The 25,159-nt window shown below is 39.9% G+C and carries 20 protein-coding genes and 1 pseudogene; 6 read left to right on the plus strand and 15 right to left on the minus strand.

Annotation, left to right across the window (positions count from 1 at the left end):
• Positions 1–56 precede the first annotated feature (56 nt).
• From CST_RS08240 to CST_RS08255, 4 genes are all read right to left on the minus strand, one after another.
• On the minus strand, positions 57–2,267 hold the full coding sequence (locus CST_RS08240) for a methyl-accepting chemotaxis protein (protein WP_015359418.1): 2,211 nt from the start codon (positions 2,265–2,267) through the stop codon (positions 57–59).
• A gap of 111 nt (positions 2,268–2,378) precedes the next feature.
• Positions 2,379–4,199: a carbohydrate-binding domain-containing protein gene (locus CST_RS08245; RefSeq protein WP_015359419.1), complete on the minus strand. Its 1,821-nt coding sequence runs from the start codon at positions 4,197–4,199 to the stop codon at positions 2,379–2,381.
• 16 nt (positions 4,200–4,215) lie between these two features.
• Positions 4,216–4,920 carry a DUF4956 domain-containing protein gene (locus CST_RS08250; protein WP_015359420.1) on the minus strand — a complete coding sequence of 235 codons (705 nt, stop codon included), beginning with the start codon at positions 4,918–4,920 and terminating at the stop codon, positions 4,216–4,218.
• Complete coding sequence (locus CST_RS08255; RefSeq protein WP_015359421.1) at positions 4,913–5,641, minus strand: polyphosphate polymerase domain-containing protein; 729 nt, start codon at positions 5,639–5,641, stop codon at positions 4,913–4,915. Before CST_RS08255 ends, CST_RS08250 begins: the two co-directional genes overlap by 8 nt.
• A 189-nt stretch (positions 5,642–5,830) precedes the next feature.
• On the opposite strand from CST_RS08255, the gene CST_RS08260 reads away from it, so the two are divergent.
• Entirely contained in the window at positions 5,831–6,502 is a 672-nt protein-coding gene (locus CST_RS08260) for a response regulator transcription factor (RefSeq protein WP_015359422.1), read from the plus strand.
• On the plus strand, positions 6,499–7,725 hold the full coding sequence (locus CST_RS08265) for a sensor histidine kinase (RefSeq protein WP_015359423.1): 1,227 nt from the start codon (positions 6,499–6,501) through the stop codon (positions 7,723–7,725). The genes CST_RS08260 and CST_RS08265 overlap by 4 nt, the downstream gene beginning before the upstream one ends.
• Positions 7,726–7,835: 110 nt before the next feature.
• Here the strand turns inward: CST_RS08265 and CST_RS08270 are convergent, their stop codons facing one another.
• From CST_RS08270 to CST_RS08280, 3 genes are all read right to left on the minus strand, one after another.
• Positions 7,836–10,319: a methyl-accepting chemotaxis protein gene (locus CST_RS08270; RefSeq protein WP_015359424.1), complete on the minus strand. Its 2,484-nt coding sequence runs from the start codon at positions 10,317–10,319 to the stop codon at positions 7,836–7,838.
• Positions 10,303–10,827, minus strand: coding sequence for a CHASE3 domain-containing protein (locus tag CST_RS08275; RefSeq protein WP_015359425.1), 525 nt, complete (start codon positions 10,825–10,827; stop codon positions 10,303–10,305). Before CST_RS08275 ends, CST_RS08270 begins: the two co-directional genes overlap by 17 nt.
• 80 nt (positions 10,828–10,907) lie before the next feature.
• Positions 10,908–11,375, minus strand: coding sequence for a chemotaxis protein CheW (locus CST_RS08280; protein WP_015359426.1), 468 nt, complete (start codon positions 11,373–11,375; stop codon positions 10,908–10,910).
• A 321-nt stretch (positions 11,376–11,696) separates the two neighbouring features.
• Here CST_RS08280 and CST_RS08285 point away from each other — a divergent pair, with 321 nt between their 5' ends.
• Positions 11,697–13,370, plus strand: coding sequence for a helix-turn-helix domain-containing protein (locus CST_RS08285; RefSeq protein ID WP_015359427.1), 1,674 nt, complete (start codon positions 11,697–11,699; stop codon positions 13,368–13,370).
• A gap of 319 nt (positions 13,371–13,689) precedes the next feature.
• Positions 13,690–14,961: an ISL3 family transposase gene (locus CST_RS08290; protein ID WP_015359428.1), complete on the plus strand. Its 1,272-nt coding sequence runs from the start codon at positions 13,690–13,692 to the stop codon at positions 14,959–14,961.
• 415 nt (positions 14,962–15,376) lie between these two features.
• Here the strand turns inward: CST_RS08290 and CST_RS08295 are convergent, their stop codons facing one another.
• Complete coding sequence (locus tag CST_RS08295; protein ID WP_015359429.1) at positions 15,377–15,820, minus strand: hypothetical protein; 444 nt, start codon at positions 15,818–15,820, stop codon at positions 15,377–15,379.
• Between the two features lie 81 nt (positions 15,821–15,901).
• A complete protein-coding gene (locus CST_RS08300) occupies positions 15,902–16,591 on the minus strand; it encodes a hypothetical protein (RefSeq protein ID WP_015359430.1) in 690 nt (229 codons plus the stop codon).
• A gap of 102 nt (positions 16,592–16,693) precedes the next feature.
• Between CST_RS08300 and CST_RS13730 the strand changes: the two are divergent.
• Positions 16,694–17,044 (plus strand): annotated as a pseudogene (locus tag CST_RS13730) (P-II family nitrogen regulator); the annotation flags it as partial.
• A gap of 39 nt (positions 17,045–17,083) precedes the next feature.
• Positions 17,084–17,575, plus strand: coding sequence for a P-II family nitrogen regulator (locus CST_RS13735; RefSeq protein WP_257745864.1), 492 nt, complete (start codon positions 17,084–17,086; stop codon positions 17,573–17,575).
• A 256-nt stretch (positions 17,576–17,831) separates the two neighbouring features.
• Here the strand turns inward: CST_RS13735 and CST_RS08310 are convergent, their stop codons facing one another.
• From CST_RS08310 to asnB, 6 genes are all read right to left on the minus strand, one after another.
• Complete coding sequence (locus CST_RS08310; RefSeq protein WP_015359433.1) at positions 17,832–18,878, minus strand: protein-glutamate methylesterase/protein-glutamine glutaminase; 1,047 nt, start codon at positions 18,876–18,878, stop codon at positions 17,832–17,834.
• A gap of 5 nt (positions 18,879–18,883) precedes the next feature.
• Positions 18,884–19,699, minus strand: coding sequence for a CheR family methyltransferase (locus CST_RS08315; RefSeq protein ID WP_015359434.1), 816 nt, complete (start codon positions 19,697–19,699; stop codon positions 18,884–18,886).
• 147 nt (positions 19,700–19,846) lie between these two features.
• Positions 19,847–20,341 (minus strand): chemotaxis protein CheW, encoded by a 495-nt coding sequence (locus CST_RS08320; protein WP_015359435.1) that lies wholly within the window; start codon positions 20,339–20,341, stop codon positions 19,847–19,849.
• A 30-nt stretch (positions 20,342–20,371) separates the two neighbouring features.
• Positions 20,372–22,684 carry a chemotaxis protein CheA gene (locus CST_RS08325; protein ID WP_015359436.1) on the minus strand — a complete coding sequence of 771 codons (2,313 nt, stop codon included), beginning with the start codon at positions 22,682–22,684 and terminating at the stop codon, positions 20,372–20,374.
• Positions 22,630–23,076, minus strand: a complete 447-nt coding sequence (locus tag CST_RS08330) for an MFS transporter (RefSeq protein WP_015359437.1) — start codon at positions 23,074–23,076, stop codon at positions 22,630–22,632. Before CST_RS08330 ends, CST_RS08325 begins: the two co-directional genes overlap by 55 nt.
• A 193-nt stretch (positions 23,077–23,269) precedes the next feature.
• Positions 23,270–25,114, minus strand: coding sequence for an asparagine synthase (glutamine-hydrolyzing) (gene asnB / locus CST_RS08335; RefSeq protein ID WP_015359438.1), 1,845 nt, complete (start codon positions 25,112–25,114; stop codon positions 23,270–23,272).
• Positions 25,115–25,159: the final 45 nt, after the last annotated feature.

A 25,159-nucleotide genomic window follows, 5' to 3' on the forward strand; every position in this document is an offset into this window, starting at 1 on the left:
ATATTAATAAGATTTTTTTAAAAGTATCATAATCCTGTACACATGGATATTAAACATTAAAGTTTGAATTTCCCGATCATTTCCCTCAGGCTGTTCGCAAGAACTTTGTTTTCATCGGACATATCATGGGTTTTGCTTGTCAGGGTTACAATGTCCGTATTTTTCTCGGCTACGTCATTAACGCCTTTTGAAGCTTCCGCGATCATTTTGTTGATATCCGATATTGATTCCGCAATGCCAAGTACATTTGCATTCAGCTGGTCAATCTGCTTCTTTATGTGTTCCATCGTCCTGCTCATTGTCCTTGCGTCCTCATTATACTGCAGACTGCTGTTGAGGAAAGTGTCGTAATCCGACAGCACATTACCACCCAGGAAAGCTAATATCTGCTCCATACTTTTTGACATACTTTCGACTGCCTGATAAACCTCTTCCACAATTTTCGTTATATAAGATACTGTTTCTGCGGTCTGACTGGCCAGTCCCCTGATTTCATTCGCAACCACGGTAAAGCCTTTTCCCGCTTCACCTGCATGTGCAGCCTCGATTGAAGCGTTTAACGCAAGCAGGTTGGTCTGGCTTGCAATTTCCTTAATGGTTTTGGTAAGGGTTCCAATCTTTTCCACGGCTCTTGAACGCTCAATTGCAGCGTCTGAGCTTGCCTTTACATCCTCATAAATTTTCCTGATCTTCTGCGTTGCATCCTCTGCCACATCCTTCAAAGCCGCAGCCCGGCTTATTATATCTTCGGCAAGTTTTGTTCCGACCGTAACCTGCATTGCAATGGCTTCAGAATTGCTTTTAATCATTTCCACCGATTCGTGAATTTGCTGTGTGGTTGCCGCAGTTTCCTCCATACTTGCCGACAATTCTTCCGCCGTTGCTGAGTTATCGCAAGCGTTCCTGTTCACAGAATTTGAAACTGAATACAGATTTTCGGCCGATTCGTTTATCTTCGCTGAAACATTGGTGATATGCGAAATCATGTCTTTCAGTGTGTTGCGCATTACTTCAATGGCCCGGCTCATTTCTCCTATTTCGTCATTTTGAAGTGACAACCCGGCAAACGTATCATCTTCGGTGAAATCAAGCCGGGCGGTCTTGTCAATTAATTTCGTTATCTTCTTAATTGAACGGGTAATTCTCCGGGTAACCAGATATGCCAGTATACTGGCAGCCACGACAAGAATAACTGTTGTGAGCAAAGTGTTTGAAGTCAATGCGTTTAATGATTTCAAAACCTCAGCCTGTCCGGCTCCCACAATAACAATCCACCGGTTTTCCTCGTTAACCTTGAAGCATGCATATTCTTTCACATTGTTATAGGTATATGTAATTATTCCCGATTCAGGCAATGTTCCGTTTTTTATTCCTTCAAGCAGATTATCAATTTCTTCTATATCAATTTTGGTACCTATTAATGAAGCGTCGGTGTGATATACGGTATTGCCGTCAGAGTCCAGAATATATGCAAAACCGGTTTCATAGTTAAATATCTTATTGGTTGATATAATTCTGTCAAAAGCGGACAGCTTAACTGAAACTACGATTGCACCGATAAAATTTTCCGCAGGTTTTTCCCGGTTATCGGCATTGTTTGATACCATAACTTCGGGCAGGTTCATGGAATCAGGAATTATCCCGGGTGTTGGAACTGCATCCATACTTCCTCCCGGCTGAATTGATTCCGAAATATAATTCATTGGCCTTGCCATTTCTATAACCATATCGGTGCGTAAGGGAATTGCGAAAGGAATGCAGAGTTCTCCCGAAATTTCAGAAGTGTATAAAGTTCCCTGCGTGCTTTGACCCGATTTAATCATATTAATGAAATATTCTTCCCCCGACATATCCTTTCCAATCAGGTTACTGTCCGAGCTGTATAAAACTTTGCCGCTTGCACTGACCAGACTTATACTGTCGTAAAATGACTGAGAACGGAGAAACATCGCCGCAAGTTCCGAGATTTCGTCAGAATACTCCGTTCCGTCCGATTCCACAAAGGCCTTGATTTCCGGAAAAGTCATAAGGATATTGGCCGATCTTGATATTTGGCTTATTGTACCGGAAAGATTCTGGGAATAAGTATTCGCGATGTCCTTAAGCGTAATTTCGGTACTCTCGGTGATAATTTTTACGCTTTCGCGTGACATATTGAAAAAGGTAACAAACACCGATAGCAGAATGGCGCCGATACATAACAGGGCAATTTTTGTTTTAATTGAAAAAGATCTTCTTTTGTGTTTCTCATTCTTTAAGTCCTTCATATATATAGCCTCCCCCTCTGTTGCAGCTTAGTAATCTTACAGTCTATATATAATTAACTCCTTTCTCCATTTTTAATTTCAGTTATGGGGCCCGAACCAGGGCCCCTTGAATTATTTAGCCGTAAATTCACCGGTATTTGAACCAATCGTAATTTTATAGGTTTCTCCTTTTACAATGTCGGGGCTGCTGAGAATTACAACGGCAAAATCCAATTCAGGCGTAAAGGAAGGAATTATCGTGTTTCCGTTCGAATCCACAAGAATAATCGTAGTTCCGGCTGGCTGGTTTCCTACCCTGACGGAAATAACTCCCTGCTCGGAATCACTGAAAGTCTGCGCCATGTTTGCCGAACCTGTGCCAATGAATGTTCCGCCGGTGATGGTCCCGCTGATATCAAAGTCAAGAGTCGCCGTATCACCAACCGTAGGACCGCATACTACGGTATAACCGCCTGTGATCGTCAGCGTTCCGTTTGCATCAATACCGTCACCTCTGGCGTTTACATATATATTTCCGCCTGAAATGACAATGCTTCCGTCTGACGAAAAACTGCCGGGTCCCGGCCTGCCAAACCTGTCATTCCCGCGAATACCGCCAAATCCGCTTTGATCTTTACCTCCTGCAGCGTTGATACCGTCATCGTCGGCATATATTGTTATGTCACCGCCAGCAACCGTAACATGAAGGGCTTCCAGTCCTTCATAAGATTTCGAAATATTAACGGTACCCGAATTTATGGTAAGGCTTTCATCGGCGTGAAAACCGTCATCGCCTGTTGAAATCTCAAAAGTGCCGCCGTTAATGTCTATTGAGGCGTTGGAATGTACCGCATCATCAGCGGAGTCAATTGTAAATCTTCCGCCATTAACGGTAAGATAACCCGCAGCTTTAATGCCCTTACCGCTGACAGTGGCATTCCCGGCGTCTGTGCCTGTATTGGCATTTCCTGAATCACCTTCCGCGGGACCTAATCCCGGTCTTTCCCTTCTCATGAAGCCCCCCATGAAGTCGTTGGTCTTCATCTGCGCATTTGAGCTTCCACCCCCTGAAACTATATTAAACGTACCGTCATCAATCTGCATATAGGCTGAGGCTGAGATACCATCCCCCTCAGATGTAATGTTAAAAGTACCGCTTTGTATATATATAAAGCCAAGGCTGGTATCGTCGGTATTTTCAGAATGGATTCCGTCCTTTCCGGCAGTAATGTCAATCTCGGCGTTGGCTATACATATATTGTCTTTGCCTTCAATTCCGTGGGAAGCGGCGGTAATCCGGAAAATACCGCTGGTCAGCCTCAATTCGTCCTTCGATACAATTCCGTGCCCTGCCGGCGAGTAAATTGTCAGCGTTCCCGAACCGTTTAAAGTCAGATCTTCTTTAGAAAAAATGACCCCATCAATGTTGTTTCCATCTAATGCATTAAACGTCCCGCCATTGGAAAGGGTATTGCTTGAATCTCTTGCAAGAGTTATAAAAACCTTATCGGCATTCAGAATATAAACAGGGGCCGATGTTTCACTGTGAATTGAAACATTGTTAAACACAAGCTGAATCTTATCTGTTTTATCCGCGTTTACTATAATCATTCCGTCATTAAGATTTCCGGAAAGTATAAACGTCCCTTCATCGGTAATTGTCACCGTTCTCCCGGAAACTGTTGCAGCATTGGAATTACTGGTTATTGTGTCACCTTCAAGAAGAATCACGGCACTTGCATTCTCGTCATATCCCACTTCGAAATCCCGGGATGAAAACAGTTTGGATGTGTTACCGGTGGAACTGCCGACGGATGCGCTGCCGCCGGCATTGCCGGAATTTCCGGTCTGATTTCCCGCGCCGGTTTCGGACTGCTTTCCACCGGTATTCCGGCTGCATCCCGACAACATAACGATAAATACAAGAAGCATTACGGGAATTAATTTTTTCATTAAAATGCCTCCTTTGTTACAGTTCTGCCGTATCATTTTCCTGCTTTGATACGGTAATTTCAAGATTACCGTTTCTGCAACGGAGCATGTCGATCATTTCCTTTTCATTTGTCCCGTCCCTGAGTATCATGTTATAGGTAAGCCTGAACATACTGCCCATATTGGTGGTTTTAACTTTTACCAGTTCATAGGATTTGGCATATTTATCAAGTATTTCCTCAAATACTCCTGTGTAATCCAAATCTTCAGGTATTGTTATGTTAAGTGTTTTATAAGCTGCCTCATTCTTTCTTACCCCAAAATCAACCTTGTTGTAAATTACTATAATCAGACACATAACAATAGTAAAAAGCAGCGCAAAAGTCAAATAGCCCATACCTGTTATAAGACCTGCACTCATCGCAAGAAACAGCATCGTGATTTCCTTGGCATTACCCGGAACCGAACGGAAACGTACAAGACTGAAAGCACCCGCCACCGCAACTCCCGTTCCGACATTTCCGTTTACCATCATAATAACCACGCAAACGACAGCGGGCAGTATGGCAAGGGTAATAATAAAACTTTTGGTATACCTGCTCCGGTACATGTATGCAAACGCCATAATCAGGCCAATTAACAGTGAACAGCCTATACAGAGCAGAAAATCCTTAACATTGATAATACTTGTCATGTCGGTATCAAACAAGCCTCGGAAAGCGGAAACCGAATTACTAAGCATAAATTCTTGCCTCCTTCGACTGCTGTAATTGCGGATAAATTATATTCTTATAAGCCGTTCCGTATTTAGAAAAGGATGTTTTAAAAATCCGCTCTTTGGAAAGAAATCTGACCATCCACAACGGAATACCGCCCGCACATTTAAGCTCCATAAGAACTTTACCGGCGGGCAAAATGGGTATGCCCCATACATCAGCTTGCAGCGAAAGTACTTCCTGCCGGCAAAGGATGTTTTCATCAAAAGTAACACGGAAATTTTCATCCTCGCGGCCATAGAAGGCTTCCCTTTCATAGGAAAGGAACAGGACAGGATGAATTGTCCGGTAATAATTCATAAAATATTCAATTTCTTTTGCAATCTGTGTTTTTTCTTTTAATTTCACGTCACCCGCCAACCATTTCATTGCCTGGGTTTCAGGCATAGGCAGGCGGCGCTTGTAAACAACCGACTTATATTTTTTCTTAAGTTCCACAAACACGGTACTGCCGGGCTCAGCCTTTGCATAGCTTCTTACCCGAAGCTTTTCCTTATAGGGCGGGCTTTCAATGGAATGCCTTACAAGGCGGTAACTGTCAGTGTCATAATAAATATTGCGTATAATGGTGCGTCCATACTTGTCGGGTTTCATATAGGGCTCCATAACTTTCATGATTTTTTCCTTCTGCTCATGATCAATAAGGTATTTAAGTTCGTACCGCATGAAAACCGTCTTGTATGCCATAGCGTTTCCTCCTTCACAGCAAATAGTTTATATGCCAAACCCTAACTGTACTTTAAAATCACAAAAAGTTAACAATTTGATCACAAACATGTGTTTACAATAAATATGCAAGAAAAAATTTATAATTTTTAATTCCGCTTAATGTTATTGAGTTATGATATTAATTAAATTAAAGAAAGAAGGTGCAGCATGAAGATACTGCTTGCCGAAGACGAGCGCTCACTGGTCCGCGCCCTTGTAAAAATTCTGGAGAAAAACAATTATACTGCCGAAGCCGTATATAACGGTGAAGATGCCCTGGCCTATCTTGAAACCGGGGATTATGACGCCGCAATTTTGGATATAATGATGCCGAAAATGGATGGTATTACGGTCTTAAAAAAGGTTCGTGAAAAAGGCATCACCACGCCTATTCTTATGCTTACCGCGAAATCCGAAGTGGATGACATAGTAACCGGGCTTGACAGCGGCGCCAATGACTACCTCACCAAGCCCTTTGATACGAAGGAACTCCTGGCGAGAATCAGGGCAATGACAAGGGGGAACCATGCAACTGACAACAAGCTGACTTTCGGAAACATTACACTGGATCGTGCCACATTTGAGCTTTCTTCCCCCACAGGCAGTTTCAGGCTGGCAAACAAAGAGTTTCAGATGATGGAAATACTGATGTCCAATCCGCAAAATCTGATCTCTACGGAAAAATTTCTGGAAAAAATCTGGGGACTTGATTCTGACGCAGAAATTAATGTGGTCTGGGTGTATATATCCTACCTGCGCAAAAAATTAAGCGCCCTCAACGCAAATATCCAAATCCGCGCAGCACGAAATGCAGGGTATTCCCTGGAGGTTGTATCATGATAAAAAAGCTGCAGCGGAAATTTATTATTGTCTCGATGGCGGTTTTTATCGCCGTGCTTACCATTATCATTACCGGAATAAATGTTGCGAATTATATGAAGGTGGTACACGAGGCAGACGAGCTTCTGGAAATACTTTCGAAAAACAAAGGAGTTTTCCCCATAGGCCCCGGCGGCCGTGGGCAGCTGCCTCCGCGCATGTCCCCTGAGGTTCCGTACGAAACCAGGTTTTTTTCCGTGGTTATAAATCAGGAAACAAACAGAATTGTCCAGGTTGAAACCGGGAAGATTGTCTCGGTGAATCGTGATGACGCCATCACCTTTGCGCGGCAGATCTTAAAAAACAATCGGGAAAAAGGCTTTATAAAAGCCTTTCGCTTTCGCTTGCAAAAAGAAGGTTCAAATGTCAGGGTCATTTTCCTGGACTGCGGAAGGCGGCTTGATGCATTCAGAAGCTTTCTTTTTGCGAGCATTGCCATATGCTTTATAAGCTTAATCCTTGTTTTTGCTCTTATTGTGTTTTTTTCCAACAAAGTAATCAGACCTATTTCCGAAAGCTATGAAAAACAGAAACGGTTTATTACCGATGCCGGGCATGAACTTAAAACACCTTTGACGGTTATAAACGCCGATCTGGACGTACTGGAAATGGAACTCGGCGAAAATGAATGGCTGGATGATATTAAGAAACATGTAAAACGCCTGGCCGAACTTACAAATGATCTTATATTCCTGGCGCGTATGGAAGAATCCGAAAACAAACTGCAGATGGTGGAGTTTCCCTTTTCTGATGTGGTAAGTGAAACAGCCTCCTCGTTCCAGGCACTTGCGCAAGCGCAGAACAAAGAGTTCGAATGCAAGATCCAGCCGATGGTCAGCCTTAAAGGAAATGAAAAATCCATCCGCCATCTTGTGGAAATTCTGTTGGATAACGCCTTGAAATATTCTCCGGAAAAGGGCAGAATTTCGCTGAATGTCCACAAACATCCTGGAGCCGTTGTTTTGTCGGTATATAATACAACTGAAAATTTAATTCCAAAGGAAAGCCTTTCCAGGATCTTTGAACGCTTTTACCGTCTGGATCCTTCCCGAAATTCCCAAACCGGCGGGCACGGAATAGGCCTTTCAATTGCCCAGGCAATTGTTTCGGCACATAACGGAAGAATCCACTGCACCACCGATGACGGGCATTCGCTTCTGGTGACGGTAACTTTACCGGCATAATCTGCTTAAGGCAGATAAATGTATCCGGCGGCGGTCATCGGCCTTCCAAGTTTATTGGTGGGGAATAACAAAAAAGGAAGGACATATGAATATGTCCTTCCCTTTTTCACTTAATACTTGTCAAAATCATTCCGGTTGAGCGCGTCAGCCTCTTTTTCCCTTTCCAATGTATCATTTTGCCCGACCGTTGTATTGCCCTTACCGTTGCGTTTTGCCTCATTCAGACTTTCGGGTAACTCATTTTTGTTTGTCTTTTTCATTATCATTTCTTCAATTGCATGTATAATTTCAGGATCCAGGCTGTCCAAATTACGTGAATCCAATTGCTTTAAATCCTTGAGCTTAAATTTGCCTACCATATGGCGCAATGTTTCAGCCTGCCCGGACAATTCCTGACTTGCAGCCGCACTTTCTTCCGCCGTTGCGGAGTTGGCCTGTATAACTTCAGATACCTGTTCAATAGCCTGATTTATCTGTGATACGGCGACGGACTGTTCGCCGGATGCGGAAGAAATCTGACTAACCAGTTCGGCCGCCATGCTGATGCTGTCGACAATTTCATTCAGAGCCCGGGCCGTATCATTTGCAATCTTAGTACCTACGCGAGTTTTTTCAATTGAATTTTCTATCAGTGCCGTGGTTTCTCTCGCGGCGCTTGCGCTTCTTTGTGCAAGATTTCTTACCTCATCGGCCACTACGGCAAAGCCTTTGCCGTATTGTCCAGCCCGGGCCGCTTCAACCGCCGCATTCAACGCCAGAATGTTTGTCTGGAAAGCTATATCATCTATTACTTTAATAATTTTTGAAATTTCCGCAGAAGATTCATTAATATCGTTCATTGCCTTCAACATTTCCTTCATAAGCTCGTTACCCTTAACGGCATTGTCTTTCGCCACCATGCTTAGATTATTCGCCTGCACGGCATTATCTGCATTCTGTTTCACCTGTGCGGCAATTTCTGTTATCGAAGACGTTATTTCTTCAATAGAGCTTGCCTGTTCCTCAGAAGCCTGGGATAAATTCTGGCTTGCAGCCGCAATATGTTCCGCGCCGGCAGCCACTTCATCGGCTGCGATGTTTATTTCTCTCATCGTCACGTTCAACGAATCAATTATTGTGTTTAAGGAATCAGAAATTAACCTGAAGTCTCCGTTATATTCCTTAACTTTTTCAATATTCAGATCATTCTCCGAAATCCTGAGCAGTATATCGCTTATCTCATTAATCACGTTCTTCAGCCTGGTAGACGTTATATTAACCGAATCGGCAAGAATCTTATAATCACCTTTGTAATTTCCTTTAACGGTTACTCCCATAATTCCGTCCGCCAGCAGAACCATTACGTCTTTAATTTCCTTTACAGGTGTTGCTGCTGCATTGATAATATCATTTATGCCGTTTATTATTGTAACGAATTCTCCCCGGAACTTGCCGGCATCCCCTCTGACATTCAAGTTACCGTTCGCTGCCTCATTTGAAAGTATTTTTATCTCATCTATCAAATTTTGTATTGTTTCCATCATACTTATTAATGCAGGTATAAGATTGTCATTTTCAGATCTTTTGCCTATTTTACGCAGGTTATTAAGCTCACTGATGTCCCCCCGGGAAATCTTTACCGCAACATTTTGGACATTCAGCAATCTCTTCTGAACATCATTAATGGAGTTGGCCAACACAGCAAAATCTCCCTTATATTTATTGCTCATTTGCACAGTAAAGTCGTTTAATGCCATAACCCCCAATACCTGAACCGCTTCGCTGCACGGTTCAACAATAGCGTCAAGTATATTGTTTATACCGTCAGCGACTTGTTTATACCCGCCTCTGAATTTGTTTGAATCAGCTCTTGCATTTTTAAAATTACCGTTCAGACATTCATTTGTAATAATATTCACTTCATCTATCAGATCACGAATGGCCTGCATCATGCCAACCGCAGCAGGAACAAGGTTGTCATTTTCGCTGCGTTTTCCGACTTTAATCAATTCCTCAAGTCGGCTTGTATCACCATTTGATACGCTTACAAATACATCTTCTATGCTGAGCAGCCTGTCACGGACGGCATTTACTGAGTCTGATAATTCTGACAATTCTCCTTCGTATTTACCTTCCATTTTGCATGAAAAATCATTATTGGCCATTCTTCCGAGCACAATTTCCGTTTCTTTAAGCGGAGCATACACTGTGTCTAATATCTTATTAACTCCTTCAATAATCTTAACAAAATCACCGTTATGTTTCGATATGTCCGCTCTGGTGTCAAGTTTTCCTTCAATCGCCGCATTTAAAAGTTTTTTGGTATCCGCAACAAGCATATTCAGATTGTCTTTTGTTTTCAATATTGCTCCCGCCAACTGGCCTATTTCTGAATCGTTTAAAGGTACGTCAACATTTTGCGTCAGATCGCCTTCTGCCATCGCCAGCATCACATTTTTAAGCCGTATAACCGGCTTGATAATTTTTATGTAAAGAAGTGCAATATTAATTGAGGAAAATGCGAAAATCAAAATAATAAATATCATAAGCCAGTTTATATATCTATTCAGTTTATTGTTTATTTCAGCGGCTTCATTTTCAAGCCTGCCATTCATCTTTTCGCAGAAATGAGTTTATTGCGTTTTTTACGCTTTGTGCCTTTTCCTCATACTCGTCATTAAAAACCAGTTCACGGGCTTTGTCGTAATCTTTATTGGTCATTGCCTCCATTGCTTTTTTTTCTATCTCCGTCAACGCCTCGGAACTTCTTACCGCCTGCTTGGCATATTCAAGTTCGTCTTCCGGCACACCGAGTTCTTTCAGCTTGTTAATGATATTCTCCATTGTCTTTACCTCATTCACTTCTTTTAAGTAATTATCATAATTTGTCCTGTCACCGGTTTGAACATATTCTCTTATTTCATTTGTCAGAAATTCAGAAGCATCAGCCAAATCATTTCCGAGCCGAATCAGTTCCAACTGTCTTTCACGGGTAAAAGCCGCCTTATTATAATACTTTACCACCTTTAATGAAAAAACTGTAAGCATAACGGACAAAAACAATATTATTCCGCCTGAAGCAAAAGCAATTGTAGATTGCTTAAGAGTTTTTTTGTTGTGCATATATTCAAATCCCCCTAACAGTTGATTCAATATTCCACATTTTTATTTATGCAATGCAATATCCGCCGTCTGAACTATCCCTACATGTCATCTTCATTTATAAGCTTTTCACAGTCGAGAATCAGCCTTACATCGCTTCCCGCTTTTCCTATTGCTTTTATGTATCCGTTTTCAACGCTTTTGTTTATTTCAGGCGGCGGAACAACATTTTCCTCTGAAATAGTCAGGACTTCGGACACGTTATCCACAATTAAGCCTATTGTCATGCGATCAATATCTATAACTATAATGCACGTTCTGTCGTTATACTCCACGGGAGGTTTTTTAAATCTCAGTCTGACATCCATTACAGGAATTATCCTTCCCCGGAGATTTATAATACCTTTTATATATGACGGCAGTTCCGGAACCTGAGTAATCGGCTGAATCCCTATTATTTCAGTAACATATTTAATCTCTATCGCATATGTTTCTTCACCGAGCAGAAAAGTAAGATATTTGTCTTTTTGCGTATTTTCCGTTTTCACTGCCTTACTCATTTCAGTCATGTATTCTCACCTCCATTCCTGCTTTGATAATAAAAATATGCCAAAATTTGTCGTTGAATGACAAATTTCCCTATTTTCCCTGCGGTCCGTGCCTTCGTTTATCGCATGTGCATTTGGTATGGAATCGGCTTATATATAATTTTCAGCGGGAAAAATGTTATATAAAGTTATTATATAATCGGGGTGTGAATTTTATCGAAATTCGTCGATATTGTCCGGTACAAGTCTCTGACAATTCCCTGATACAGTTTTACATTTCGCAAATATGGATAAATTATAACCTGATATGGTTCCTATTTACTTTGTGAGGTGTGACGGCATATGGATGTATACCTGACATTTGGAGAATGTCTTGCTGCCATATTAAAAGCACTGGATTTAAAAAGCAATAAACTTGCCAAGGAGATCAATGTTGATCCCTCTTTGATATATAAGTGGATCAGAGAAGAAAGAGTACCTTCATATGACACCCCCTATATAGAGTTAATAAGTAATTCTGTTGCAAATAAGATAAGCAACAGCTTTCAGAAAGAAGCGGTAATTAACCTTCTCCACAGCCACGGTATAGAAATAAAAGAAACCGTAACCACTGAAGAGCTGAAAAACAAGATCAAGTTATGGCTGACGGAGGCCCAGGGTTATTCGATAAAACTTTATAAACAGGCAAAGATCAAAAGAGCAAATACTTTATTTACCGCATCCGGCATTCACGGGGCCGTAAGATACAATGACAATAATTCCAGAAAATATGCCGGCAGACTGAACATGACAAACATAAGCCTTGACGAAAGCGGTCATTTTGGCGTTACCACTGATTATATACAGGTTATTAACGGCGAAACCGAAGTTATAAACTCAGCGCTGAGATTGCTGAAACAGGCCCGCCGGAAACCTAATTCGGATGATAAAATATTAATTACGTTAAACAGCGAAATGAATATACTGCTAAACAATACCGACTTAAAAAACAAATGGTTACATATTCTTAACGATATATTGGGTTATGGGTGGACCGTTATTTTCCTAATTGGTCTTAATGACAACTGCCAAAGAACAATTAAAATTGTAGAGTATTTACAGGCTTTACTGTCATGCGGAAACCTTTATGTTTTTTATCATAAGGTTAACGATAACATCCTTTTTCTGAATGAATTATGCATCGTTCCGCACATAGGTGCATTACTGTGCTTTTCGTCGAAAATCGGTCAACAGGTGGACAGGGCATTCTGGTATCATGAAAAGGAAAGTATAGAGATATTGACTTCCTATTTTTTCCAGCAGTTGACTTTTTCAAAACCGCTTATGAAAACATATCCGTCGCAGAAAACAATAGAATTCCAGCAGGTGCTTGTTGAGGAAGAAGAATTTCCCGGTGACAGATATGTTTTTAAAAACGGCCTCAGTACTATTACCATACCACTGGATTTATATAAAAAATATCTGAAATTTGGCAACAGAACAAGCCAGGAAATATCATACAGAGAGTTTTTACATAAAAGAAGGCTTGAATCTTTTGAAGCACAGGTCAGGTACTATGAATATAAGGACATATGTTTTGTGGAATCACTGGAAAAGCTGGTAAGATATAAAAAATATGCACCTGACGAATATTACATGCTGGAAAACAGAATCCCGGGCAATGGCGACATTGTGTATCATTTGGAGAATTTAATCAACATGCTGAGGAAACATGAAAATTACGAAATCGCCTTTGTAAACAAACATGATTTTAATAATCTCTCCAATATCTGCTGGCTTGTAAAGGGTAATTCCAGTGTTTTTATAGAAACCTTAAATAAAAACGGAGGGGTATTTGAAAACAACCCGGAAAAAATAAATAATATAATAACGGAAAAAAGCATTGTTAACGGCTTTCGTGACTGCTTTTTAAAAATATGGAACCATATTCCTGATGAGAACAAAAATAAAAGAAACACAATCAATTTTCTTCAGTCCTTGATTGAAAAATGCAACACCGACGATAATGTTGAATAATTAATTTGTCCCGGACAAATAGTTTCGGCCATTTCACTTTATCCATACACTGTAATTATTCCAATATATACCATTATCAGTTTTTATTTATGCCCTGTTTCCTATGTCAATAGTCTGAGAGAATGTCACCTAAAGGAGGGCAATTTTATTCAGTGAAAATGTCACTATTGGTTTAAAAAATAAAATATTATGGCTCTATAATTTTTGGTGTTGGTGATTAAAACCAGCACCATTTTATTTACAAAAAAAGATGAGACAACTGACAAACTCTGGTAAAATATAATCGACCAAAACCATATTTTAAAGGAGTGTTGTCAAATTGTCTCTTAATGATTGTATAATAAATTTATTAAATTTAAAAGATGAAAATATAAAATTTGATGATAACTTTTATTCTGAAGAAACCATTGATCATGTTGAATCGAAGATGTTTCACGGTATCTTAAGCTATACCCCTGATGCTTGCTATAATTGTGGACATGTTATGGATAATAATATTATTAAACATGGCTTTAAAACATCTACTATCAAGATTCCTAAGGTATCTGGTTTTAATGCTTATTTAAAATTAAAGAAACAACGTTATTACTGTAAACATTGTAATTCTACCTTTACCCTTAAGACCAATATTGTTAATAAAAATTGCTATATCTCTAATAATACTAAAGTTTCTATAGCTCTTAGCGCTAAGGATAAACTATCTGAAAAGGATATTGCCAAGAATCATAATGTTTCTCACTCAACTGTAAATAGGGTGATTGATAGCTTCTATCAGCACTATAAACCTAAGTTTAACTATCTACCTAAACATTTATGCTTTGATGAATTTAAATCAGTTAAATCAGCTGATGGGGCAATGTCCTTCATATTTTGTGATGCAGACACTGGTCAAATTGTTGATATCGTTGAAGATAGAAGATTACATGTACTTAATAATTATTTTATGAAGTACTCTAAGGCAGCTAGAAATGCTGTAAGAACTGTAGTTATTGATATGTACAGTCCCTATATCTCATTAATTAAGTCTATATTCCCAAAAGCTAAAATTATTATTGATAAGTTTCATATAATTCAATTATTTAGCAGAGCTTTAAATAAAACAAGAATAAAAATTATGAACAAGGATAAGAAGAACTACAATAAATTTAAAAAGTATTGGAAGCTTCTCTTAAAAGATACATCATCAATTAACTATACTACGTACAATTATCATAGATCCTTTAAGAAGCCAATGAGAGAAATAGATATCATTAACTATTTAATTGACCTAGATCCAGAGCTTAAAGCAACTTATGAGTTATATCACGATATTAGATATTGTATTAAACACAAGGATTTCTCATTATTAAATAGAACTTTATCTAATGTAAATAACCTAATTTCCGACTATATGAAGACATCAGTTAAGACCCTACAGAAGTACATAGGTTACATAGAAAATTCATTTATATATGACTATACAAATGGTATCTTAGAAGGCATAAACAACAAAATTAAAGTTATTAAGCGAATAGCATTTGGTTATAGAAGCTTTTATCATTTTAGAAATAGGATACTCATTACACAAAACTTAGCAACATTAAAGGCTTAGGAGTCATAAATAATGATCCTAAGCCCTAGATTGTATTTTACTTAAGTTTATTCAGTTGTAAAACTAATTAATATTTTCTTCACCAACACCAGTTGACAAAGAACCAAATATTTAAGCACATAGGTATACCCACCAAAACACATTTTTTTATTTGGCAGGTATAATTTTTAATCTCCCATAGAGTTTTAAAAAGAACGGAATGCAAATTATCTACTGATTTCCGTTTTTTTATATCAAATATATCATTGATCATTCTTGCTTTGTTCTTCTAATAAATATTTTTTTCACCAATCAGAACTAACATAGTTCTCATGTTATGTTCTCCTTTAAAGGTTATGCTTTTATTATTCTATAATGAATCGTAAAGCAATATTATTGAGGCCTTAGGCAAAATATGAAATGATATCTTCGAAGTTTAATCTTTCTCCATATCAAACACACCAAAACTAAAAAAATCCTGTATAGGTGATATGATTTGTTTGATAATTTCAACATCATGGTCTGTTAAATCATATATATATATTTCAGCTCCGTAATGAGCACTACAAAAATTATCTTTGATATTGATTGTAAAGAAATCAGTCCATTTATCATAGTTATCTGGTTTGGGTTCAGCAAGAATATCTTGTATCATTTTTTCCGACAAGATTCCATTGATTGATATTTCATTTTTACTTTTTTCAGCCTCATTAAGTTTTCCATATTTCAAAGCTTTTTCTATTACCTCTTTTTCATTTTTCCAGCATCGAATCTCAAAATTATGACCAGGTTTTAAAAATACAGACATAATCTGTTTCCACCAATTTACATTAATATTATTAATTTCATAGTCAATTACATTAAGACTTATTCTTTTCATAATCTTTCACCTTACTTATTATTTTAAATGAGTGGTAGTAATTGCCTTTTATAAAGCACAATTACTACCACTATAGAATTACTATTGAAGAACTAGATTATCATTTGAAAATGGAATGACAGGAATAGGATCCATAGGTAAAACTAGGTCAATTATAATTACTACGGCCGTTGCCCAAAGCGCCGCTTTAACTATCCAATTTCCCTCGGAGGATACTTTTGCAGCTGCTTTAGAAGCTGCACTAACAACATCTTTTACAGTGTCTTTCCAGTTACTGTCACATCTATCAATAAGAGTGCTTCTTGAAACACTATCGTAAACATAGAGGCAATCTTTTCCGTTAGATGTATATTTTGCAATATGATAGTTAGCTACATTTTTAACTATTTTACCACTATTATTAACTTTATCAACATGAAAATTTATATGCTCTACAGGATATGAAAATTTTCCGAACTTATGAGCATGAGGTCCAATAATCTTTAATTGGATATCACCTACTGTAACTGGGCCCCAATATAAATTTCCATTGCTGCTAAGCGTTATTCGCGAAGAATCTTGTGATGAATGATTCAGAAAATTGTTTAATTCCTTTTCTATTTCTGCAATTTCTTTATTGTTTAATTCTGGAAACAATTCTTGAACTAATCCAGTAGTATTAACAGATAAAGAATCTCGCGGACCGCTTGTAGCAAAGGCTGTAGCCGTCATAGACATTACCATTGAAACTACTAATGTGAAACTTAATAGCTTTTTAATTAGCTTCTTCATGTTAGATACTCCTTTCATGATTACAATGCATATAATGGCATTACAGTTGCTTGTAATGCCATTATATGCATTGTAATCTAATTTGTCGTTGCCAGCTCTCTTCTTATCGGCGCAATAGCAGGCGTGCTTGTTGTTTTCTCGGTCCTGTTTTTTGACCGCGTAAAAGTTGACGACCCGGTTGGCGCTACGTCGGTCCATTTGGTTTGTGGCGTTTTCGGTACGCTTTGCGTCGGACTTTTCGCTCAGGAAGGAGTTACAAGCCTTTCAACCGTTAACGGCTTGTTCTTCGGCGGAGGCCTGAAACTGTTCGGAATTGAACTTCTTGGCATAATAGCTGTCGGGGCATTCGTGTTTGTCTCCACATCCCTTGTTTGGCTTATCCTCAAGGAAACCGTTGGCATCCGGGTAAGCCTTGAGGAGGAGATTCAGGGGCTTGACATAGGCGAACACGGGAATACCGCCTATCCCGATTTTGCCATAGTGGCACCCATCATGGCTTCGGTGAACGGAACTTCCTATGATGAACAGATTGCGGGTATTCAGGCCGCTGTGTCAAAACCTGCTTCAGATGTTGTATCGCCGGACGTTGCGATACCTGTGGTTGACAAATCTCGTCCCGGTGCGAAGATTACCAGAATTACCGTAATTACCAATCAGGAAAAATTCCCGAAACTGCAATCCGATTTGGACAAAATCGGCATCACCGGGCTTACCGTTACGAATGTCCTTGGTTACGGCATGCAGAAAGGGTACACCGAGTATTACCGCGGGGTACCGGTAAAGACACGGCTTCTTCCGAAAGTTAAGGTGGACATTGTGGTTTGCAAAATACCTACAGAAACCGTGATAAACACAATTAAAAAATCACTTTACACCGGCAATGTGGGCGACGGAAAAATATTTGTTTATGATGTTGAAAATGTCATAAAAATAAGAACGGGCGAAGAAGGATACGACGCACTTCAGGACGAGGATAAAGAATAAGAAATATTAAAGTACGCACGATCAGGGGGGGCAATCAATCATATATGCTCCCTGTAATTTTATTCCAATGTAAACAGTATAAAATCCTTTTAGTGAACGGATAAGGCAAATATAATCAAAACAGCGGACAATAATCAAAACTCCTTCTGTGCCGAAATGCTTAAAACACAGAAGGAGTTTGATATTTTTTACAGTCAATGGGTGCTGCTGCCGCCTTGTGATACTTACAGTCGGTATATTCTTATATCCCGCAGGGTTACCTTACCATCTCCATTATTGATGCCGCTATCCGCTCCAGAGAAAGTTGCCTGGTCACGGCACCAATGTTATATGCCACTTTAGGCATGCCATAAACCACCGAAGAATGCTCGTCCTGGCCGATTGTATACGCTCCTTTTCTTTTCATCGCAAGCAGGCCCTTTGCTCCGTCATAACCCATTCCGGTGAGGATAACCCCAATGGCGTCCTTTCCGGCTTCTTTTGCAACAGATTCAAACAATACATCAACCGACGGACAGTGTCCGTTGACCTTTTCACCATTAAAACATTCCACCTTGTACCTGTTCGCCACTTTCTTTATTCTCATATGCTTATCCCCGGGAGCTATCAGCACTTTTCCCTGTTCCACATAGTCACCGGTTTCTGCCTCTTTCACACGGAGTTGTGTGGATGAATTCAGCCGTTCAGCAAAAAGCCTTGAAAATACAGGGGGTATATGCTGAACTATAACAATTCCGGGAATTGTCGGAGGCATGCCTTTCAGTATTTTCGCTATTGCCTCGGTTCCTCCGGTAGAAGCCCCTATAGCGATTATTTTTCGTGAATCAAAGGCTTCCGACGTCCCTTCGGGCTGCATGGAACTTTTCACCGTATTCTGTACTATTTTTGCATTTGACGCAACTTTTATCTTTTCAATGAGGCTGTAAATAAACTGTTTTACATTTGTCACATCTCCCATATTCGGTTTTTCAACAAAATCAACCGCACCGGCATTCAATGCATCGAAAACCACGCCGCTTACCGAACTTACCACAATAACAGGTACCGGATATTGAGGAATAAGTCTCCGTATAAATTCTATTCCGTTCATTTTTGGCATTTCCACGTCACATGTTATAACATCAGGCTTATATATCAGTATTTTATCTCTTGCTTCAAAAGGATCCTTCGCTGTAGCCACAACCTTTATTTCAGGCTCCGATGAGATACCCAGCGTTAATAATTCGCGAAATACAATACTGTCGTCAACCACAAGAACTTTTATGGTTCTGCCGTTTCCCACCGAATCTCCTCCCAACTCCACATATGTCACACCTTTCTGTAGATACCCGGCAGAATATACTGAAAGCCCGTTTCGTTACGGGGTATGGACTCAGTATGCCCGATAAAAAGGTATCCGCCGTATTCCATGATGTCATAGAATTTGTTAATGAGCTCCATTTTCGTGCTATGCCTGAAATATATCATAACATTGCGGCAAAAAATAACGTGAAATTTTTTCTTAAACGGAAAAACCTTTTCCATAAGGTTAAACCTTCTGAAAATAACTTCCTTTTTAATTTTGTTATTTATCATGTAATTTCCGTTGTCCAATTTTTCGAAATAATTCAGCCTCCACATTGACGGAAGGCTTTCAACCTCATCCTTGCCGTAAATTCCGTTTATAGCTTCGTAAAGCACTTTGTTTGATATATCTGTGGCAAGTATTTTTGTGTCCCATAGTGCTTTTTCGTTTTTAAAGAAGTCATCAATTATAATTGCAAGGGTATAAGGCTCCTGTCCGGTTGAGCACCCGGCGCTCCATATTCTTAAATCTTTGTTCTTTACCGTTTTTGCAAGATAGGGAAGCACGTTTTCCCTGAAATAATTGAAATGATCTGCTTCCCTCATAAAAAACGTATGGTTTGTGGTTATTTTATTCACCAGTTCTATCAATGCTTTACCTGATTTGTCAGAGCGGATAAATTCAAAATACTGTGTAAAATTTTCACAATTATTGTTAACAAGTTCATTATATAACCTGCTGCTTAAAATCAATTTTTTTTCTTTTTTTATATGAATTCCATAGTTTTGTTCAATATATTCCGCCAGCTGTTTAAATTCCTGCTCCGTTATTGTAATCACAATACATTTATCACCCGCTTGCTTCCGCTTTTATGTTTTCAATTTCAAATTCACTGTCACTTAACATAACTGTCCTTTCACAGTTCTCCCCACATCTGTCCGCCATAAGATGCCCCCACAGAAGCATGCAGGGGCATAAACAATAAATCATAAAACTTCATTTAAACTTTCAACATCTTCATCTGTCAGCAATTTCTCGCAGTCAAGAAGAAGCCTGACTTCATCGCTTATTTTTCCTATTTTCTTAACGTAGTGATTCTGATATCCCTGCCTGATATACGGCAGTTCAGAAATGTCAGCTTCATTTATAGTGACCACCTCAGACACGCTGTCAACAATAAGTCCCACCGACATCCCCATTATATCCACAACGATAATACAGGTCCTGTCGCTGTATTCTCTTGGTTCCTTTTTGAACCTCAGCCGCACGTCCATTACAGGAATAATTTTTCCCCTTAAATTAATGATACCCTTTACATAATCAGGCAGTTCAGGTACCCCGGTTATTGTCTGAATCCCGATGATTTCGGTTACATACCGGATTTCTATACCGTAGCTTTCATCATCTATTGAAAATATCAGGTACCTTCCTTCCTGGGTATCTTTGTCTTCCGTCACGATACTGGTCTGAATATCCGCCATTAAAACGCCCCCTTAAAAAAATAAAAAATGTTATTTGTTATGAACAAGATTGGCAATATCCAGTATAAGGCTTATACTTCCGTCCCCCAGCAAGGTACAGCCGGATATGCCGCTAATTTTCTTAAATCTTTTTATATATTCAGGCAAGGATTTCACCACTACCTGTTGCTGGCCCAGCAGTCTGTCGGCAAAAACACATATGTTCCTTTCATCCTGCGAAATCATAATAATTATACCGTCCGAAATATTCGTTACTTCGGTCTCTATCCCGAAAAACTTGTGGAGTCTCAATACAGGGTAGCATTCCCCCCGTACCATAATCATCTCGTTACCGTCGGGATCCACAATCACTTTTTCATCCCTGGGTCTGAACGATTCCTGTATTGAAATGGTAGGTATCGTAAAAGTGGATTTTCCCACCTGTATATTCATTCCGTCAATAATCGCCAGAGTAAGCGGTATGGCAAGGGTTATCTGTGTTCCCTTGTTTTTTTCGCTTTCTATGGAAATACTTCCGCCAATTGCCTCAATGTTTTTCGCTACAACGTCCATTCCAACGCCGCGGCCTGAAAATTCAGTCACTTTATCACTTGTTGAAAAACCGGGCAGGAGTATAAGTCTGTATATCTCCGAATCCGACAAGCTGTCTTCATCGGTTGTAAGCAGATTATTTTCCCTGGCCTTCTTAAGTATCTTCTCCTTGTTCAGGCCCCTTCCGTCGTCTTTAACGATAATATGTACGTCACTGCCCACATTTTTGGCTTCGATGGTTATTTTCCCTACCCTGCCTTTACCCATTGCTTCTCTTTCCTCAGCAGTTTCTATTCCATGGTCTACGGCGTTTCTTACAAGGTGCATCAGGGGATCTGTTATCCGTTCAATAATGTTTTTGTCCACCTCTGTTTCTTCCCCTATTATTTCGAGCTGAACCTCCTTGTTAAGCTTTCTGCACATATCCCTTACAATTCGGTTCATTCTCTGGAAAGTGGCCGCCAGCGGCACCATTCTTACCGACATTACGATATCCTGAATTTCACTGGTTATTTTACTCAGCTGGGTTGCCGCCTTATGGAAGTTCGCAAGCTCTAATCCCTGCAAATCGGGATTTTGTATTACCATCGCCTCGGCTATAACCATTTCGCCTACAAGATCCATCAGTCTGTCCAGTTTTGCCACGCTGACGCTTATATAACTCTGCGCTGATGACGTGCTGTGATGATCGCCGACATTCTGTTTTTGCTCGGTCTCTGTATGGCTTTTTTCAACCTGTGCAGTTTTCCCTCCGTCTTCAGTTTCAGCCGTGGCATTTTCCTCCTGTTTTTTTACAGAATTTTCAGACAGAACTAATTCACCGTTTTCCCGATCCTGAAGGCTTTCAGCAAACGCTTTTTCATCAACAACCGGCAGTTGCAGTTTCCTTAAAAATACGGTCTGCACCAGCTGCTCCTGTATTTCTTCCTTCGACCTGTCGGTTTTAATAAATATTTGGAACCCTTCGCGACGGATCGTTTCAACGCTTTTTTCATTCTCAATAATGTCAGCCGGATAATAAACAAGCTTATATGCGATTTTTTCAAGGTTGTGAACAACCGCGAATGCTCTTATGTTTTCCATTTCACAGCCGTCTTCAAAATAAAGGACGGCTTTGAAATAATTAATTACTTCCTCATTCTTTTCCTCAGGAACGTTAAATCCTCTCTCTTTCAACTGCGCAAGAAAACTTTTGATCTTTTCCACAAGTTCGGAAGGGTCTCCGTCAACATTATCCTTGTTTCTTATTTTTTCCAGCTCAATTTTAATGAAGTCTATACAAGTAAGAATTAAATCATTCAAATCCGAGGAAAAATATTTTTCGGGCTTTTCCTTGCGTATATAGGAAAACAGATCCTCAATGGCGTGGGACAGCGCCGCTATTCCGTTGAACATCATCATTGAAGAGGATCCTTTTATGGTATGCATTATTCTGAAAATTTCATTTATGTCCTCTTCGGAATAATGCTGCCTTGTTTCACATGACAAAACAACCTGCTCAAGCTGTTCCAGCAACTGAGAAGCTTCAAAAAGGAACATTTCCAGCATGGCATCATTTGAAAAAAGATCCGCCATTTTCTTCACCGTCCAAAGTATTTTAAACATTAATATGATACTAATATCGACATATTTCGACTTGCCATTAAGAGCTAATAAATATACAACATAAATCACATAAATAAAATATTTCCTGGGTCTGATGAAGGATATCAGGTAATTCAGCTCAAATTCGTACCGGCCGGCTATTAGGCTTCCGCTTAATGCAGCCAGAATTGACGCTGTGAAATCCAGAGCATTAAAAATCCCAGGCATTTTTCAAAAGAATCCTCGGAACCATCTGAGAAAAGCGAATCATAAAGCAAAGCGTTCTCTGCTCCACTTCCGGCTGCGCGTCCCACCCCTGCCAGAAATACCACCAGCGAAAAGTGAATGAACTCTCTCGCGTATATCAGTATCAGAAATTCACAACATCCCAGGAATGCGCTTACTATTATCAGCTTTTTTCTGCCCCATTTATCGGCAATAATACCGGACGGAACCTCCAACAGGACAACCGTAAACGCATATATGATTTCAGTGTAAACCACCATTGGGACTGTCATGCCCCGTTGTTCCCAGAACAGCCTTTCTATTACATAAGCCGGAATCAGGTTGTGAAAAAAACGGATGGCATACCGTTTACGGACATTCATCATACAGTTCATGTTCAGGCTCCTCTTCATTTTGTTTTGTTGTTATTAACAACAAAACAAAGGAGGTGCTCGTGAACTGAAAACAGAACAATTTTTACTAATGCAATACTGCGCACATCTACTATGTCCCGTTACATCTCCGATACTTAAAGTTTCTTTTTCCGTTATTTTGCAAATATAAAAAAAGAACAGCTTACTGAAGCCGTTAAAGAAGAGAATATTTCTCAAGCCAGTAATTTACCTGTATCATATAAGCTAAAAGCTGCGGAGCCGCCATTAACTGTCCGAACCACGGTTTTCCGTATTCAGACGGAGATTTCAGAAATATCATGGCTTTGTTCTTATCTACCAGCGAAACAATCGGAGAATTCGGATCATTTAAAATATCGGTAAACATTTGTGAAAGCAATCTTTCATAATTTGGATGATATGTCTTTGGATACGGGCTTTTTTTACGGTACAGAAGCTTACGGGGCAACAGATCCTTGCACGACTCACGTAAAAGGGACTTTTCCACCCCGTCTTTAAGCTTCATGTCCCACGGAACGTTAAATACATATTCAATTATTCTGTGGTCTGCAAACGGCACTCTCGCCTCAAGCCCCGAGTACATGCTTGCCCTGTCCATCCTGTCAAGCAGTGTTTGCATGAACCACTTTATGTTCAGATAAGTAATTTCCCTGCGCCTTTTATCCGCCGGGCTTTCGCCTTCCAGAAAGGGAACCGATTTTAATGAATCCGAATATCTTTCGGAAACATATTCATGAAGATTAAGTTCTTTTACAAAATCATCCGTCAATAGCAATGTTCTGGCCGATATATCCCTTGACCACGGAAAACCGTCAGTCCATAAAAGTTCATTTCTGTAAAACCACGGATAGCCGCCGAAAATTTCATCAGCGCACTCACCGGTTAACGCAACTTTATTATGGGCTTTCACCAGCCTGCAGAAATACAAAAGCGACGCATCGATATCGGCCATACCCGGCAGATCCTTTGCATCAACCACGTCGAAAAGCAAATCGGCCAGAAGGCATTCGTCACATTCAAGATATGTATGGTTAAGATTATATTCCGATAACATAATATCCACATAAGGTCTGTCACGTTCGGGCTGAAAGGAATTGGACTTAAAGTAGATACCGTTGTCTTTGAAGTCAAAGGAAAAAGTATTCAGTTTCAAGCCAAATCCGGACAAGTAGCCCGAAGCTACTGCAGTTACAATACTTGAGTCTATACCACCTGAAAGAAAACTGCAAACCGGAACATCCGAAACCATCTGTCTTTTAACCGCATCCCTGACGAGAAATGAAACCTTATCCACCGTTTCTTCATAGCTGTCTGTATGCGGACGGCTTTCAAGCTCCCAATACCTTTTGACATTAAAACCTTCTTTTGAAAAAACAGCGTAATGCCCGGGTTTTATCTCATTTATACCCTTAAAGACACCATTTCCAGGCGTTCTTGCAGGGCCGACACCGAAAATTTCCCTCAGACCTTCAATGTCTATTTCAGGTTTTACTGCCGGGAAGCAGAAAAGGGCCTTTATTTCGGATCCGAAGACCAGCGTATCATCCTTTATAGTATAGAATAACGGTTTTACGCCAAGCCGGTCACGATACAATACCAGTCTTTCACAAGCCTCGTCCCAGATTGCAAAGGCGAAGATACCGTTAAGCCTGCTTACGAAATCAATGCCGTGATGAATATAAGCATATAGAATTACTTCGGTGTCGGTTGTGGTTTCAAAAACAAATCCCTCTCTTTTCAGCTCAGGCGTTAATTCGTCGGTATTGTAGATTTCTCCGTTATAAACAATTACGTATTCTTTCCCGCTGATGTTTCTGACAATAGGCTGCGCCCCGAAACATAAATCCCTTATTGCCAGGCGGGTATGGCCAAGCCCGACATTTCTTCTCAGATATTCACCGGTATTGTCACATCCGCGGTGTGAAACAGACTTTCTCATATCAACAAGAATTTGATGCCAGTATTCACTGTTACGGGTATAATCGGTGTTTAAATTACAAAAACCTGCAATTCCGCACATACCTGAACCTCCGAAAACATAAAAGGCGCTATCCGGAAAGCAATA

It is taken from the genome of Thermoclostridium stercorarium subsp. stercorarium DSM 8532 (assembly GCF_000331995.1).
Lineage (GTDB): Bacteria > Bacillota > Clostridia > DSM-8532 > DSM-8532 > Thermoclostridium > Thermoclostridium stercorarium.